The 13,070-nt window shown below is 37.4% G+C and carries 15 protein-coding genes; 8 read left to right on the top strand and 7 right to left on the bottom strand.

Annotation, left to right across the window (positions count from 1 at the left end):
• The first annotated feature begins 6 nt into the window (after positions 1–6).
• Positions 7–1,104 (top strand): AI-2E family transporter, encoded by a 1,098-nt coding sequence (locus tag SJY23_RS11850; RefSeq protein WP_396596500.1) that lies wholly within the window; start codon positions 7–9, stop codon positions 1,102–1,104.
• Positions 1,104–2,285: a class I SAM-dependent methyltransferase gene (locus tag SJY23_RS11845; RefSeq protein WP_396596499.1), complete on the top strand. Its 1,182-nt coding sequence runs from the start codon at positions 1,104–1,106 to the stop codon at positions 2,283–2,285. The genes SJY23_RS11850 and SJY23_RS11845 overlap by 1 nt, the downstream gene beginning before the upstream one ends.
• A gap of 2 nt (positions 2,286–2,287) precedes the next feature.
• Here the strand turns inward: SJY23_RS11845 and SJY23_RS11840 are convergent, their stop codons facing one another.
• Positions 2,288–2,527 (bottom strand): DUF1456 family protein, encoded by a 240-nt coding sequence (locus SJY23_RS11840; RefSeq protein ID WP_035337142.1) that lies wholly within the window; start codon positions 2,525–2,527, stop codon positions 2,288–2,290.
• Positions 2,528–2,776: 249 nt separating this feature from the next.
• On the opposite strand from SJY23_RS11840, the gene SJY23_RS11835 reads away from it, so the two are divergent.
• Both SJY23_RS11835 and rluF read left to right on the top strand, forming a co-directional pair.
• A complete protein-coding gene (locus SJY23_RS11835) occupies positions 2,777–2,971 on the top strand; it encodes a cold-shock protein (protein ID WP_013752291.1) in 195 nt (64 codons plus the stop codon).
• A gap of 96 nt (positions 2,972–3,067) precedes the next feature.
• Positions 3,068–3,850 carry a 23S rRNA pseudouridine(2604) synthase RluF gene (rluF, locus tag SJY23_RS11830; RefSeq protein ID WP_396596498.1) on the top strand — a complete coding sequence of 261 codons (783 nt, stop codon included), beginning with the start codon at positions 3,068–3,070 and terminating at the stop codon, positions 3,848–3,850.
• 84 nt (positions 3,851–3,934) lie between these two features.
• On the opposite strand, the gene SJY23_RS11825 is transcribed toward rluF, so the two are convergent.
• The 3 genes from SJY23_RS11825 to SJY23_RS11815 form a co-directional block, all read right to left on the bottom strand.
• On the bottom strand, positions 3,935–4,114 hold the full coding sequence (locus SJY23_RS11825) for a hypothetical protein (RefSeq protein ID WP_396596497.1): 180 nt from the start codon (positions 4,112–4,114) through the stop codon (positions 3,935–3,937).
• Between the two features lie 62 nt (positions 4,115–4,176).
• Positions 4,177–4,863, bottom strand: coding sequence for an SIMPL domain-containing protein (locus SJY23_RS11820; RefSeq protein ID WP_396596496.1), 687 nt, complete (start codon positions 4,861–4,863; stop codon positions 4,177–4,179).
• Positions 4,864–4,915: 52 nt separating this feature from the next.
• The gene (locus SJY23_RS11815; protein ID WP_035324710.1) at positions 4,916–5,548 is read right to left on the bottom strand and encodes a rhomboid family intramembrane serine protease; all 633 of its coding nucleotides are present in this window, start codon (positions 5,546–5,548) and stop codon (positions 4,916–4,918) included.
• A gap of 64 nt (positions 5,549–5,612) precedes the next feature.
• Between SJY23_RS11815 and SJY23_RS11810 the strand changes: the two genes are divergently transcribed.
• Positions 5,613–6,524: a lysophospholipid acyltransferase family protein gene (locus SJY23_RS11810; RefSeq protein ID WP_299150827.1), complete on the top strand. Its 912-nt coding sequence runs from the start codon at positions 5,613–5,615 to the stop codon at positions 6,522–6,524.
• 2 nt (positions 6,525–6,526) lie between these two features.
• Here SJY23_RS11810 and SJY23_RS11805 read toward each other — a convergent pair whose 3' ends face one another.
• The 3 genes from SJY23_RS11805 to glmM form a co-directional block, all read right to left on the bottom strand.
• A complete protein-coding gene (locus SJY23_RS11805; protein WP_396596495.1) occupies positions 6,527–8,032 on the bottom strand; it encodes an aminotransferase class V-fold PLP-dependent enzyme in 1,506 nt (501 codons plus the stop codon).
• 90 nt (positions 8,033–8,122) lie between these two features.
• Positions 8,123–8,431 carry a hypothetical protein gene (locus tag SJY23_RS11800; protein ID WP_152023905.1) on the bottom strand — a complete coding sequence of 103 codons (309 nt, stop codon included), beginning with the start codon at positions 8,429–8,431 and terminating at the stop codon, positions 8,123–8,125.
• A 106-nt stretch (positions 8,432–8,537) separates the two neighbouring features.
• The gene (gene glmM, locus SJY23_RS11795) at positions 8,538–9,926 is read right to left on the bottom strand and encodes a phosphoglucosamine mutase (protein WP_035337156.1); all 1,389 of its coding nucleotides are present in this window, start codon (positions 9,924–9,926) and stop codon (positions 8,538–8,540) included.
• Positions 9,927–10,093: 167 nt separating this feature from the next.
• Here glmM and SJY23_RS11790 point away from each other — a divergent pair, with 167 nt between their 5' ends.
• From SJY23_RS11790 to SJY23_RS11780, 3 genes are read left to right on the top strand one after another with little or no spacing between them, the layout of a single operon-like run.
• On the top strand, positions 10,094–10,678 hold the full coding sequence (locus SJY23_RS11790) for an ACP phosphodiesterase (RefSeq protein WP_396596494.1): 585 nt from the start codon (positions 10,094–10,096) through the stop codon (positions 10,676–10,678).
• Between the two features lie 28 nt (positions 10,679–10,706).
• Positions 10,707–12,398: a gamma-glutamyltransferase gene (gene ggt, locus SJY23_RS11785; protein ID WP_396596493.1), complete on the top strand. Its 1,692-nt coding sequence runs from the start codon at positions 10,707–10,709 to the stop codon at positions 12,396–12,398.
• A gap of 13 nt (positions 12,399–12,411) precedes the next feature.
• Positions 12,412–12,921 carry a hypothetical protein gene (locus SJY23_RS11780; RefSeq protein WP_396596492.1) on the top strand — a complete coding sequence of 170 codons (510 nt, stop codon included), beginning with the start codon at positions 12,412–12,414 and terminating at the stop codon, positions 12,919–12,921.
• The last annotated feature ends 149 nt before the right edge of the window (positions 12,922–13,070 follow it).

Here is a 13,070-nt window from a genome sequence, read left to right as displayed (position 1 = left end):
TCGCAAATGAAACCACTCAAAGCAAAAATAATAAGCATAGGTATACTACGAGCAATAGGCGTTGTGGTAGGCGTTCTTATGGTATTATGGTTGTTGTACACCATTCAAAGTGTTATAGTCTATCTCGCCGTAGCTGCTGTATTATCATTAGTAGGAAGACCTATTGTAAAGTTCTTGCGCTACTCACTTAAGTTTAGTCCCACTTGGGCATCTGTAGTCACCATTTTGTTACTTCTCATGATTATCATGGGCGTACTAGCCTTGTTTATACCTGTGGTGATTGATCAAAGTCAGCATCTTAGTCAGATTAATTTTGATGATGTAAAGGTTAATATCAACAGACTATATGGAGAGATTGCAGCCTATTTTGGTATTAATAAAATGACCATCATACAAGGTGTACAAGAAGCCGACTTTGTCAAGAATTTTGATTTTGGGATTATCCCAACATTTTTAAACAGTATTATCGGAAACCTAGGAGCTGCTGGAATAGGAATTTTTGCCATAATTTTTATCACTTTCTTTTTCTTAAAAGACAATAGACTCTTAGTAAACAGCCTGTTAGTTTTTGCTAGAAGAGGTAATGAAGGCAAGTTTTTACGTGTTTTTGAAAAGATTAAGTACTTACTTTCTCGCTATTTCATCGGCCTAATTATACAGGTGTTTACCATGTTTGTGCTCTATGGGATTATCTTGCTTTCCTTTGGGATAGACAATGCACTTGCAATCGCGCTATTTTGTGCGGTTTTGAACCTAGTTCCTTATATCGGTCCGCTGGTAGGTGGTGGTGTGATGCTATTACTTGTGACATCTAGCAATATCAATATGGATTTTAGAACTGTCATATTACCCAAGTTATTTTGGATTTTCTTATGCTATGGAGCTGCACAAATGGTAGATAACTTTATCATACAACCTTTTGTTTTTGGCAATAGTGTAAAATCACATCCATTAGAAATATTTCTTGCTATCATCATTGCAGGATTATTGTTTGGGGTATTTGGGATGATTCTTGCCGTACCTGTATACACTGCACTTAAAGTGATTTCTAAGGAATTTTTAAGTGAGTATAAAATTGTTCAAAAACTTACACAGGACTTGTAATGAACACCATGCTTTTAGATCCTGAAGTGCGTGATTATTTACAGCTTCATGAACAAACACCACTTCACTCATTCATTCTCAAGGGTAGTCCGTTTAAAGAAATAAGCGTTCAAGAACTAGCGCAACAGCTAGAAGGTAAACGTAAAGCAAAGGGAAAATTACCGCTGTGGCATGAGACAGATGGTATTTTATTCCCACCTAAACTCAACCTAGAACAAACGTCATCACAAGCTACAGCTCGCTACAAATCGAGTCTTATGATAGGTGACCATATTGTAGATGGTACTGGAGGGTTTGGTATAGATGCATTTTACTTTGCTCAAATTTCAAAGCACGTAACGCACATAGAAATGAATGGCGAACTTTCCGCTTTCGCGAAAAGAAATGCGATTACACTACAACAATCTAATATTGATTTTATAGTAGGTGATTCCATAGAATTCTTTTCTAATACTGAGCAGAAATTTGACACCATTTTTTTAGATCCTGGAAGACGTACAGACACAAAGGGAAAGGTGTTTATGCTCAAGGATTGCCTACCTAATGTTCCTTTGTACAAAAATCTATTACTCTCTAAGTGTGATAGCTTATGGATTAAAACGGCGCCCTTATTAGATATTTCGGCGGGGCTAGAAGAACTACAACATGTTGCCGAAATTCACATCGTTGCTCTTAAAAACGAGGTGAAAGAATTACTGTGGAAGCTATCGTCTAAGAAAATGAGTATTCCTCAAGTTACCGTTGTTAACTTAGACTCAGAAGATCCTCTACTTGAATTTGATTATACCGCCATTTTTGAGTCTACTCCCACTTATGCAGCACCTCAGACATATTTGTATGAGCCTAATGCTGCACTTATGAAAAGCGGAGCTTTTCATTGGGTTTGTGATCATTTTAATGTAGATAAACTTCATGAACACTCACACCTCTACACATCGGCAGAGTTAAAAGAATTTGCTGGAAGACGCTTTGAAATTTTAGAGGTACTACCCTACTCTAAGAAAGTAGCAAAAGAGTTGCAAATCAATAAAGCAAATATCACTACTCGCAACTTCCCTATGCAAGTAGATGTGGTACGTAAAAAGTTAAAGATAAAAGATGGTGGAGACGTATACCTATTTTTTACCACGCTAGATGATGGTAAGAAAGTAGTTATCTCGACTAAAAAAGTGGCACAATAGCCCTACTTCTTCTTAGGAGGCATCGGTCCACGCTTGTGTATCACTAGACCGTTTAAAAAATTACGCAAAAACTGGTCACCACATTCCATGTACTTCGGGTGATCTGGTTTTCTAAAAATAGCTCCTAATTCGCTCTTAGAAACTTGGAATTCTACGAGCTTACATATCTCAATTATTTCATCATCGCGCAATTGAAGCGCTACACGTAATTTTTTAAAGATATCATTGTTTGTAAGAGCCATGCTTGTCGGTTTTGAGCGCAAGTTACGAGATTAGGCAGACAATCTTTATGAACTATGTGACCTAATTTGGATAAAAAGCTGCTTTTACGATTAATTTTTTGCTTGTTAATCGTCTATATGATAGGGATTAGATGAGTTCTGGCTTTCGCGAAAGCGTACGAAAAACAATTTTAAAACAATTAGCCACAATTAATAGTTTCTGCATTAAATAACTGTAAATTTGTAACTTAACATATTTAAATTATTATAATGCACAAAGGAACAGTAAAATTCTTCAACGACACTAAAGGTTTTGGATTTATCAATGAAGAAGAAGCAAACCAAGAGCACTTCGTACACGTAACAGGACTTATCGACGAGGTAAGAGAAGGTGACGCTGTTGAGTTTGAATTAAAAGAAGGTAAAAAAGGATTAAATGCAGTAAACGTCAGAGTAATTGACTAAGCACATATAACTTTTTAGTTCACTTTTATGAACTTGCAATGCCAGTCTCACGACTGGCATTTTTTTTGTTCAATTATATAGTACTTTTGTAGCTCTATGGAAGAAAGAAAACAAACCCGCATAAATAAATATCTAAGTGAAGTAGGTTACTGCTCCCGCCGCGCTGCCGATAAATTAATTGAGCAAGGACGTGTGACCATAAATGGCAAAATCCCAGAAATGGGTACAAAGATCACTCAAGGTGACGAAGTGCGTGTAAATGGCCAACTTATCTCTGCCACCACAGAAAAACCCGTTTACATAGCGTTTAATAAGCCTGTGGGTATTGTTTGCACAACTGATACACGTGTAGAGAAAGATAATATTATTGATTATATTAATTACCCTAGTCGCATTTTTCCAATAGGTAGACTAGACAAACCTTCTGAGGGGCTTATATTTCTTACTGATGATGGAGATATTGTAAATAAAATATTGCGCGCTCGCAATAACCACGAGAAGGAATATGAAGTGTGGGTAGATAAGCCTATCACACCCTCGTTTATACAGCAAATGGGAAACGGTGTACCTATACTAGACACGGTAACCCGCACTTGTCATGTGGAGCAGTTAAGTAGATTTTCTTTTAAAATTATACTCACTCAAGGTCTTAACAGGCAAATACGTAGAATGTGTGAAGCACTAGATTATGAAGTTACTCGCTTAAAGCGAAATAGAATAATGAATATATCCTTAGATGTAGAAGAAGGAAAATGGCGCTATATCACTGACGAGGAAATGACCGAAATACATAGACTCGTAGCAGACTCTGCTAAAACTCATGCCGAAAAAAATACGGAACCTAAATTTAAGAATCTAAGAAGTTCTAGAAACAGATAATTTGTAAATGATGCTTTCGCGAAAGCGTTATCGTAAAAGTAAAAAGGCAAAGAATAGTATTCTTTGCCTTTGTTGTAATGCAACTTAATTTTCTTTCTTTGCTCTCTGGAGCGCTTCATCTTTTGCTTCTTTTATCGCAAGTTTAGACGCTTCTCTATGCACTCCGTTACCTATAGAAATGGGTTGCGGATCATCTCTTACGATGCGTGCATCGATCTCTTTTTCGCGCTCAGATTTGTTGGTTTCTTTTTCTTTCCTTTTCATATCTTAAAGATACTTTGAGAAAGCTATAAGAATGGTTAACAAGTCGTTAATCTTAGTTAAGCTTATTTTAATTCAAAACTTACAGAGATTTTTGTAGTAATCGTAAGCTCTCCTGGAGCGATGGTCTCCCCTCCTGCAGAGTTATCCATCTCCATAGACATCATTCTAGTCTTGTACATAGGTGGTTGTGGTGAAGCACTACCCTGCTCACTTATTTGTACTGCTTTACCTATAGTTTGACCTAAAGCACCAGCATATGCTGTGGCCTTATCTTTGGCATTTTTGATTGCTTTCACACGAGCATCTGCCTTGAGAGCATCCATCTGTGAAGAGGTAAACTGTACGTTATCTATACGATTAATACCAGAATTAAGAAGTCCTGCCATTACACCTTCATACATCTTTAAATCCTTGAGTTTTATGGTAAGTGTTTGGTTTGCATTATAGTTGTAGGTCTTACTGTTATAATCATAGTTTTTATTAAGGTTTATGTATTCTGTTTGTACATACTTACTATCGATACCTTGACTACGTAAGAACTTTATAACATTATCTATAGCTTGATCGTTTTCTGCTTTTACTTGTTTTGCTTCCTTTCCTTGATTTTCTACGCGCACGCGTATGTTTACACCGTCTGGCACTACCTTAACAATTCCTTCACCGGTAACATTTACTAGGGGTTGCATTGTGTTGTTTTGAGCAGATATAGACATTGTGATTAATAGAATTAATGCGGTTATATATTTCATAATTATTGGTTTTTTGTTTCTCTCAATATAAAAAACAATAAAAGAGGTTTCCTTAAATCTTTCCTAATTTAAAAAGAATAAAGAAAGCAATAATAGGTAAAGCTAGCGCAATAACTATTAAAAGTCGCTCTTCTAGAAGTATAGGCGCAGAGATAATGGCAATTACATATCCAGCAATAGCACCTCCAAAATGGGCATCGTGCCCTATATTATCATTACGCTTCACCATACCATAAATAGAGTAAATCATATACCCCACTCCAAATACCCAACCTGGCATAAAATAAATTTCTAACCTTGGGTTGAGAAGTATCCCAGCATACACTACCCCCATTACTGCGCCACTAGCTCCTACTGCAGAGTAGTGATACTCATCTTTATGTAGAAAATAAGAAAGTAAATTTCCTAATAGTAAACTAGAAACATACACCAGTAAAAATCTAGGTACGCCTATAGTGTAGATTACAGCATTTGCAAAGAAATACAGAGTGAGCATATTAAATAATAAGTGCTGCGTGTTTGCGTGTAAAAAGGCAGAAGATACCATACGTACTTGCTCTCCTCTACGTATAGCTCCTACATTAAATTTATATTTTTCAAACATTGAGTAGTTTTTAAAACCACTCATAGAGAATAAGACATTTGCTAAAATAATTGCAATTGTAACTGGATGTAAATCCGCCATAAATACTAAGTTTTACTTGTAAAGATAGCTATATTTGTGAGATTAATATCTTAACTATATCTGAATGAAAGCTATTGTTTTCTGGTTGTTTTACCCACTATTATGGTTCATCTCCATACTCCCTTTTAAAGGGCTTTACCTGCTTTCAGATTTCTGTTATTTTGTTATTTATAAAGTTATAGGGTATCGTAAGAAAGTAGTGAGATATAACCTAAAGACTACCTTCCCAGAAAAATCTAAAGAAGAACTCCATACCATAGAGCGTAAATTTTATAGCCATCTCTGTGATATGTTTCTGGAGATGATAAAATCTATGAATATAAAAAAGGAGGATCTTCTTGAACGTTACCAATTTTCTAACAAGGAACTCATCACAAAATATGATAAGGAAGGACAAAGCTCACTCCTTATGATGGGACACTACGCAAGTTATGAATGGATATTTGCACTACAACTATCTATGGAAAATCCGGGTTACGGAGTATATAAAAAGATAAAACACAAACAGTTTGATAATCTCATACGCAAGATACGTAGTAGATGGAACACCTATCTTATAGACTCTAAGGATACTATGCGCTTTATAAGAAAAAATGAGAGTGAGAATAAAACAGGCTGTTACGGCTTTGTAGCAGACCAATCGCCTAGATTTCACCGTGCTCGCTACTGGACACAATTTTTAGGTCACGAGTTACCTTTCTTTACTGGGGTAGAACGTATTGCAAAAGAGTTTAAACTACCCGTATTTTACTACGGTACAGAAAAGATAAAACGTGGCTACTACAAAGGATCTTTCCAACTCATTACACCAGATGGTTCTCAAACAGAAGATGGCGAGATTATGACAAATTATGCCGCTGCCCTTGAAGCTCAAATACGTAAAAATCCAGAGTATTACCTCTGGACTCATAAACGTTTTAAACTCTTAGGCAAAAAGGAGGAAGTCCTTTCTGAAATAAATAAGTCTAAGAAATAGCATTAAAATTCAAACCAAGAGTCTATAGCCGTACTACGACTTAAAGAGGTTGCCTTATCGTCTTTATGTAAGTACTCGTTTGAGTAAGGTTGGTATATATAATCTTGAGACCAGTCTTTATGGTGTAAGGCTAGGTCTTTTATACACGCGCATACATAAGCTATTTCCTCATTTGTGATGGTAGGGTGAATAGACATACGTATCCATCCTGGCTTTTGTATTAAGTTACCTGCATCAATCTCACAAGCGAGGGAGTTTGATGTTTTTTGATCAACATTGAGTAAATAATGCCCATAAGTTCCTGCGCAGCTACAACCGCCCCTAGTTTGTATCCCAAAACGGTCATTGAGTAATTTGACTGCTAGATTAAAGTGCAACTCTTCTATATAAAAAGAAATAACACCTAGTCTATCCTTATGATCACCTGCAAGAATTTTTACGTTTTCTACCGTTTCTAGCTCATTCCAAATGATGTCTATAAGTTCGTGCTCACGAGCGAGTATATTATCTACACCCATCTCTTCTTTTACTTTAATTGATAAGGCCGTACGTATGGTTTGCAAGAAACCTGGAGTACCCCCATCTTCACGCTCTTCTATATTATCTATATACTTATGCTCACCCCAAGGGTTTGTCCACGATACGGTGCCTCCTCCTGGGTTATCTGGTACCACGTTTTTATATAAATCTTTATTAAAGATTAAAACTCCAGAAGAGCCTGGCCCTCCTAAAAACTTGTGTGGAGAGAAGAAAATAGCGTCTAGGCGCTCTTCTTTATTCTCTGGATGCATATCAATATGCACATAAGGCGCACTACACGCAAAGTCTACAAAACATAAACCACCGTGAGCGTGCATAAGTCTCGCCACATCGTGATATGGTGTCTGTATACCTGTTACATTACTACAAGCAGTAATAGATGCTATTTTAAAAGGGTGATCTTCATATTTGAGTAGTTCTTGTTCAAACATCTGTATACAAAAGCGTCCATCTTCTTTGGCAGGCACGACTACTACTGTTGCCGTGGTCTCTAGCCACGTAGTTTGATTACTGTGATGCTCCATATGTGTTACAAAAACAATGGGCTTTATCTCTGCAGGTACTTCTGTAAATTTCTTTATGTTTTCTGGCACTTTTAATCCCAGTATGCGCTGAAATTTATTAATCATACCTGTCATACCATTACCACCCACTATGAGTACATCATTCTCATCTGCATTTACGTGCTCTTTAATGATGTGCTTTGCTTTATGATAGCTCATTGTCATAGCAGTACCAGAGACGGTCGTCTCTGTATGGGTATTTGCTACGTAGGGACCAAAGTCGCGTAACATCTTCTCCTCTATGGGACCATATAATCTTCCTGAGGCGGTCCAGTCTGTATATAAAAGCTGCTTTGTTCCGTATGGAGATTGAAAACTTTGGTTAATGCCAATGATGTTTTCGCGAAAGCGTGTAAAGTAATTCTCTAGTTTACCGCTAGGCTTAGTAGACTTTAATGTATTCATAATCAAAACTTTAGGATGTAAATTTATTAAAAAAGTCTACAAAAAAGGAGCGCCGTGGCGCTCCTTTTTAAAATTGTATAAACATAAATTTTAATCTCTTACAACAAATTCATAAGTTCCAACTTTTAATGAGTCGACATTTTTTCGTCTTATATCATATACGATGACCTGTGATCCACGAGATGTTTTTTGAATTAGAGACAAACCTCTTCCATCGATTTTATTACCTTTTATAAGAATTGATGGACGCTTGTCTACTCGTAATTTAAAATCTAATACTTCGTTTTCAGATTCCTCAGTATCTATTTTAAATTTTGACAAGTCCTCCTTACTCATAAGCCTAATGGCTTGTCTACTTTCTTTTTTATTAGAAAGATTGTTTTGTGAAAAGACATTCATAGAACAGAGTAAAAAAACAAGAGAAAATATTATGCGATAATTAATCATTATAATGTGGATTTAAAATAAAACAAAATTGATTTCAGGATTTTACTACTGTCAATGATTATATTCCTGCAACTTCCTTTATAGTAGCAATCATATCATTTGCAACTTGGTCTGCTTCGGCTTGTGTGCTTGCCTCTGTGTAAATACGTATAATAGGTTCTGTATTAGACTTACGTAAGTGTACCCAGTGATTTTCAAAATCTACTTTTACACCATCTACCGTAGACACGTCTTCATTTGCATATTTGGCAGCCATCTTTTCTAGTAATGCATCTACGTCAAGACCTGGTGTGAGCTGGATCTTTTGCTTACTCATAAAGTATGGAGGATAACTAGCTTTGAGTTCGCTCACAGAGATTTTAAGCTTTGCAAGGTGTGTAAGGAAAAGCGCCGTACCCACCAGACTATCACGACCGTAGTGCGATGCTGGGTAGATAATTCCACCATTTCCTTCTCCGCCTATTACAGCGTTTTGGTCCTTCATAGTTTGTACTACGTTTACCTCTCCTACGGCACTTGCAAAGTATTCTCCGCCGTGTTTTCTTGTGATATCACGTAGCGCACGTGATGAAGATAAGTTTGACACCGTATTACCCTTAGTCTCTCCTAGTACATAATCTGCACAAGCAACGAGGGTATACTCTTCTCCAAACATTTCTCCCTTATCATCTATAAAAGCCAGACGGTCTACATCTGGATCTACTACGATTCCAAAATCTGCATTCTCATCTACCACCATCTTACAAATGTCACCTAGGTGCTCCTTAAGGGGTTCTGGGTTGTGAGGAAACTCCCCGTTAGGTGTACAGTATAATTTTACTGCCTCTACGCCTAGCTCTTCTAGTAATCTTGGTATGGCAATACCTCCCGTAGAGTTTACACCATCTACCACTACTTTAAACTTAGCATCCTTAATAGCGTTTACATCTACAAGCTCAAGGTTTTTTACCTCTTCTATATGCAAATCTATGTAGGCATCATTTTTTGTGATTTTACCTAGATCATCTACTTCTGCAAAGGTAAAATCTTCATTATCTGCATAATTTAAAATTTTCTCCCCTTCTACTCCATTAAGAAACTCACCCTTACTGTTTAATAGTTTAAGCGCGTTCCATTGTTTTGGGTTATGCGAGGCAGTGAGTATAATACCACCATCTGCGTGTTCCATAGGTACGGCAACTTCTACCGTAGGTGTGGTAGAGAGACCAAGGTCTATAATATGGATTCCCATACCCACGAGCGTGTTCATCACAAGCTCTTGTATCATAGATCCAGATATACGTGCATCACGCCCTACTACTACTCTGTAGGTTTCTTTATTACGATCATTTTTAAGCCACGCACCGTATGCTGCAGCAAATTTTACTGCATCTACTGGTGTAAGGTTTTCACCCGTGCGACCTCCTATGGTACCACGTATTCCTGATATAGATTTTATTAATGTCATATGTAAATTTTGAGTACGCTTTCGCGAAAGCGTAATTAATCTTCGTTTTTTTGATTGTTAAACAAAAGTACTAAAACACATACGTACCAGCCTAACAAGAATGCATTGCTTCACAATGCCTCATAAAATCTTTGAACAGGTTAATTTTTCCTATTAACTTCACCACTATGAATTTTCTCGCACACATTTACCTTACCGATGGCTTACCTTTGGAAACTATAGGCAACTTTATGGCAGATGGTATAAAAGGTAAAAAGTACCTCAAGTATAGTGATGATATACAGCGAGGTATACTCGTGCATCGCTGGATAGATAGCTACACAGATAGTCATCCTATTGTAAAGCAGAGTACAAAACGCCTGCACGCAAAGTATGGTCACTACTCTGGTGTGATAGTAGATATTATTTATGATCACTTTCTAGCCAAAAACTGGAACAACTATCACGATACATCACTAGATGTCTACATAGATGACTTTTACCAGCTACTACAAGACCATCACCACTTGCTCACGGGTCGCATACAGAAAATGATGATCCCTATGATGGAGCAAAACTGGCTCCTCAGCTATGCAACTATGGAAGGTATAGGTACTGTGCTTTACAATATGAACATACGCACAAAACGCCGCGTAGCGATGGATAAAGCCATAGAAGACCTTGCCGAACATTATGAAGCCTTTGAAGATGAGTTCACACGGTTCTTTAAAGAATTACAAGCCTTTGTTGCATTAAAACTAGAAGAACTTTAAGTTTATCATATAATTACAAATCCAACCTATGAAGTATTTACTCTTACTCTGTATTCCCCTATTATTTATAAACTGTAAGACAGAAGCGCCTGCTCCTGCACCCGTACAGGGACTTATTGCTCAAGAGGCTATGGTCGTTTCGGCGAGAGAAGAGGCTTCACGCATAGGCGTTGAGATTATGAGGCAAGGTGGTAACGTTTTTGACGCAATGATTGCTACAGATATGGCGCTCAATGTGACATACCCGTTTGCCGGCAGTCTAGGTGGTGGTGGTTTTTTAGTATACCGTACTAAAGATGGTGATATAGGAGCGCTAGACTATCGAGAGATGGCACCCGGTGCGGCTACAAGTGATATGTACCTAGATGAAGACGGTAATGTAATACCAGGTTTAAGCACAGAGGGAAGTCTTGCTGTGGGTGTGCCAGGTGGTCTTGCAGGTATGTTTGCCGTGCACGAGAAATTTGGCTCACTACCTATGGAGACCATTCTCAAGCCCGTAATTGACCTTGCTCGCAATGGGTATGTGATTACAGAAAACCAAGCAGGAAGGTTTGGCGCTTTACAAGATAAATTTAAAGAGCTTAACGGAGATAGTATTATATATGTAAACGCTTTCGCGAAAGCGGACACCCTTAAAAACGAAGCTCTCGCACAAACACTAGAGCGCATCGTAGCAAATGGTAAAGACGAATTTTACAAAGGAGAGACAGGCCAAAAACTGGTAGACTTCTTACAATCTAAAGGTGGAATCATCACAATGGAAGATCTTGCGGCATACGAAGCAAAGTGGCGCACACCGGTAACCTTTGAGTATGATAACTTAAAAATGATCTCTATGAGTCCGCCTAGTTCTGGTGGGGTTTGTTTATCACAAATTATGCAGATGATAGAACCGTATGACATCTCACAATATGATCACAACAGTGTGGAGAGTATACAACTACTTACAGAGGCAGAGCGTCGCGCGTATGCAGATAGAAGTTTTTACCTAGGAGATCCAGATTTTGTAAACATCCCTATAGACACACTCATATCTGATGTGTATGCAAAAAACAGAATGGAAACCTTCTCTTGGGACACCGCTACAAAGTCTAGCGATATGACACACGGTGCCTTGCCAGGTTATGAGAGTATGGAAACAACGCACTACAGCGCGGTAGACCAGTATGGTAATGCCATTGCAGTAACAACCACGCTTAACGGTGCTTATGGATCTAAGTTATATGCGAGTGACATAGGCTTCTTTTTAAACAATGAGATGGATGACTTCTCTAGTAAACCTGGAGTGCCTAATATGTTTGGGCTCATAGGCGCCGAGGCAAATAAAATTGAGCCAGGAAAGCGTATGCTATCTAGTATGACTCCTACCCTAGTAGAAAAAGATGGCGAGTTCTGGATGACCGTAGGTACGCCTGGAGGGTCTACCATTATTACCTCTGTGTTACAAACGGTGCTTAATGTACACGAGTTTGGGATGACAATGCAGGAGGCGGTAAACGCACCACGTTTTCACCACCAGTGGTTACCAGATGTGGTATTATTTGAACCTAACAGCTTTGATCCAGCCATCATAAGCGGACTGCAAGAAAAAGGTTATGAAACCAACGAGGAACGCTCTCCCGTAATAGGTAAAGTAGACGGTATTTTAGTCCTCCCTAATGGTACACTAGAAGGCGGGGCAGATAGACGTGGTGATGATACTGCGGTAGGGTTTTAGGGGGTATTTAAATATGAAGTTTGTTTGCAATATCTTATTTCTTGTCATAGCAGCTTCTGCCTCTGCTCAGAAAGTTGTTAATTATGAAGATATTCTTATTGAAATAAAAAGTTCTAAACGTACTTTATGTATGAATTTGATAATTCCAACTGAAGATTTTTCTATTGGAATTTATACTGAAGATTGGGAAGTTGAGGACTTAACAATGGAACAATGTGGCGATATAAAGACAGATTCAATTAAGAATTCAAAACTTATCTATCTATTAGAATCAGAGCAATATTTAGAAAACTTATACTTAAATATTGAAAATAACACCTACGAAAATATAAGGTCATTTGATACATTCAACTGGAATGATTCAAAAATGGTTTTGAATCTGATATTGTATAAAGAGTCGAAAGAATTTTATGATATATTTATTCCTATTAAGAGTAAAAAGCAATCTAAAAAACTAATTAGATCAATTTCCAAACTATTGAAAAATGACTATTGTTTCAAAAAATTGAAACGCAATTTATAAAGCAATAAAGTGTTGCTATTTATTTAGAATTAAAAATTTTATCGTTTATCCAAAATAGCAATTCCGCTTTCGCGAAAGCATTATCTATGACAAATAAGTTATATTTAAGCATCAATTAAAAAACATAAACATAGGCGCACGATCAGTCT

It is taken from the genome of Dokdonia sp. R86516 (assembly GCF_044596715.1).
Taxonomy (GTDB): Bacteria; Bacteroidota; Bacteroidia; order Flavobacteriales; family Flavobacteriaceae; genus Dokdonia.
This window is presented reverse-complemented; position numbering and strand designations above follow the sequence as displayed.

What these genes read in the sequence shown, in the direction of transcription:
- SJY23_RS11850 (WP_396596500.1), top strand. Translation starts at nt 7, where the DNA reads ATGAAACCACTCAAAGCAAAAATAATAAGCATAGGTATACTACGAGCA.
- SJY23_RS11845 (WP_396596499.1), top strand. Translation starts at nt 1,104, where the DNA reads ATGAACACCATGCTTTTAGATCCTGAAGTGCGTGATTATTTACAGCTT.
- SJY23_RS11840 (WP_035337142.1), bottom strand. Translation starts at nt 2,527, where the DNA reads ATGGCTCTTACAAACAATGATATCTTTAAAAAATTACGTGTAGCGCTT.
- SJY23_RS11835 (WP_013752291.1), top strand. Translation starts at nt 2,777, where the DNA reads ATGCACAAAGGAACAGTAAAATTCTTCAACGACACTAAAGGTTTTGGA.
- rluF (WP_396596498.1), top strand. Translation starts at nt 3,068, where the DNA reads ATGGAAGAAAGAAAACAAACCCGCATAAATAAATATCTAAGTGAAGTA.
- SJY23_RS11825 (WP_396596497.1), bottom strand. Translation starts at nt 4,114, where the DNA reads ATGAAAAGGAAAGAAAAAGAAACCAACAAATCTGAGCGCGAAAAAGAG.
- SJY23_RS11820 (WP_396596496.1), bottom strand. Translation starts at nt 4,863, where the DNA reads ATGAAATATATAACCGCATTAATTCTATTAATCACAATGTCTATATCT.
- SJY23_RS11815 (WP_035324710.1), bottom strand. Translation starts at nt 5,548, where the DNA reads ATGGCGGATTTACATCCAGTTACAATTGCAATTATTTTAGCAAATGTC.
- SJY23_RS11810 (WP_299150827.1), top strand. Translation starts at nt 5,613, where the DNA reads ATGAAAGCTATTGTTTTCTGGTTGTTTTACCCACTATTATGGTTCATC.
- SJY23_RS11805 (WP_396596495.1), bottom strand. Translation starts at nt 8,032, where the DNA reads ATGAATACATTAAAGTCTACTAAGCCTAGCGGTAAACTAGAGAATTAC.
- SJY23_RS11800 (WP_152023905.1), bottom strand. Translation starts at nt 8,431, where the DNA reads ATGAATGTCTTTTCACAAAACAATCTTTCTAATAAAAAAGAAAGTAGA.
- glmM (WP_035337156.1), bottom strand. Translation starts at nt 9,926, where the DNA reads ATGACATTAATAAAATCTATATCAGGAATACGTGGTACCATAGGAGGT.
- SJY23_RS11790 (WP_396596494.1), top strand. Translation starts at nt 10,094, where the DNA reads ATGAATTTTCTCGCACACATTTACCTTACCGATGGCTTACCTTTGGAA.
- ggt (WP_396596493.1), top strand. Translation starts at nt 10,707, where the DNA reads ATGAAGTATTTACTCTTACTCTGTATTCCCCTATTATTTATAAACTGT.
- SJY23_RS11780 (WP_396596492.1), top strand. Translation starts at nt 12,412, where the DNA reads ATGAAGTTTGTTTGCAATATCTTATTTCTTGTCATAGCAGCTTCTGCC.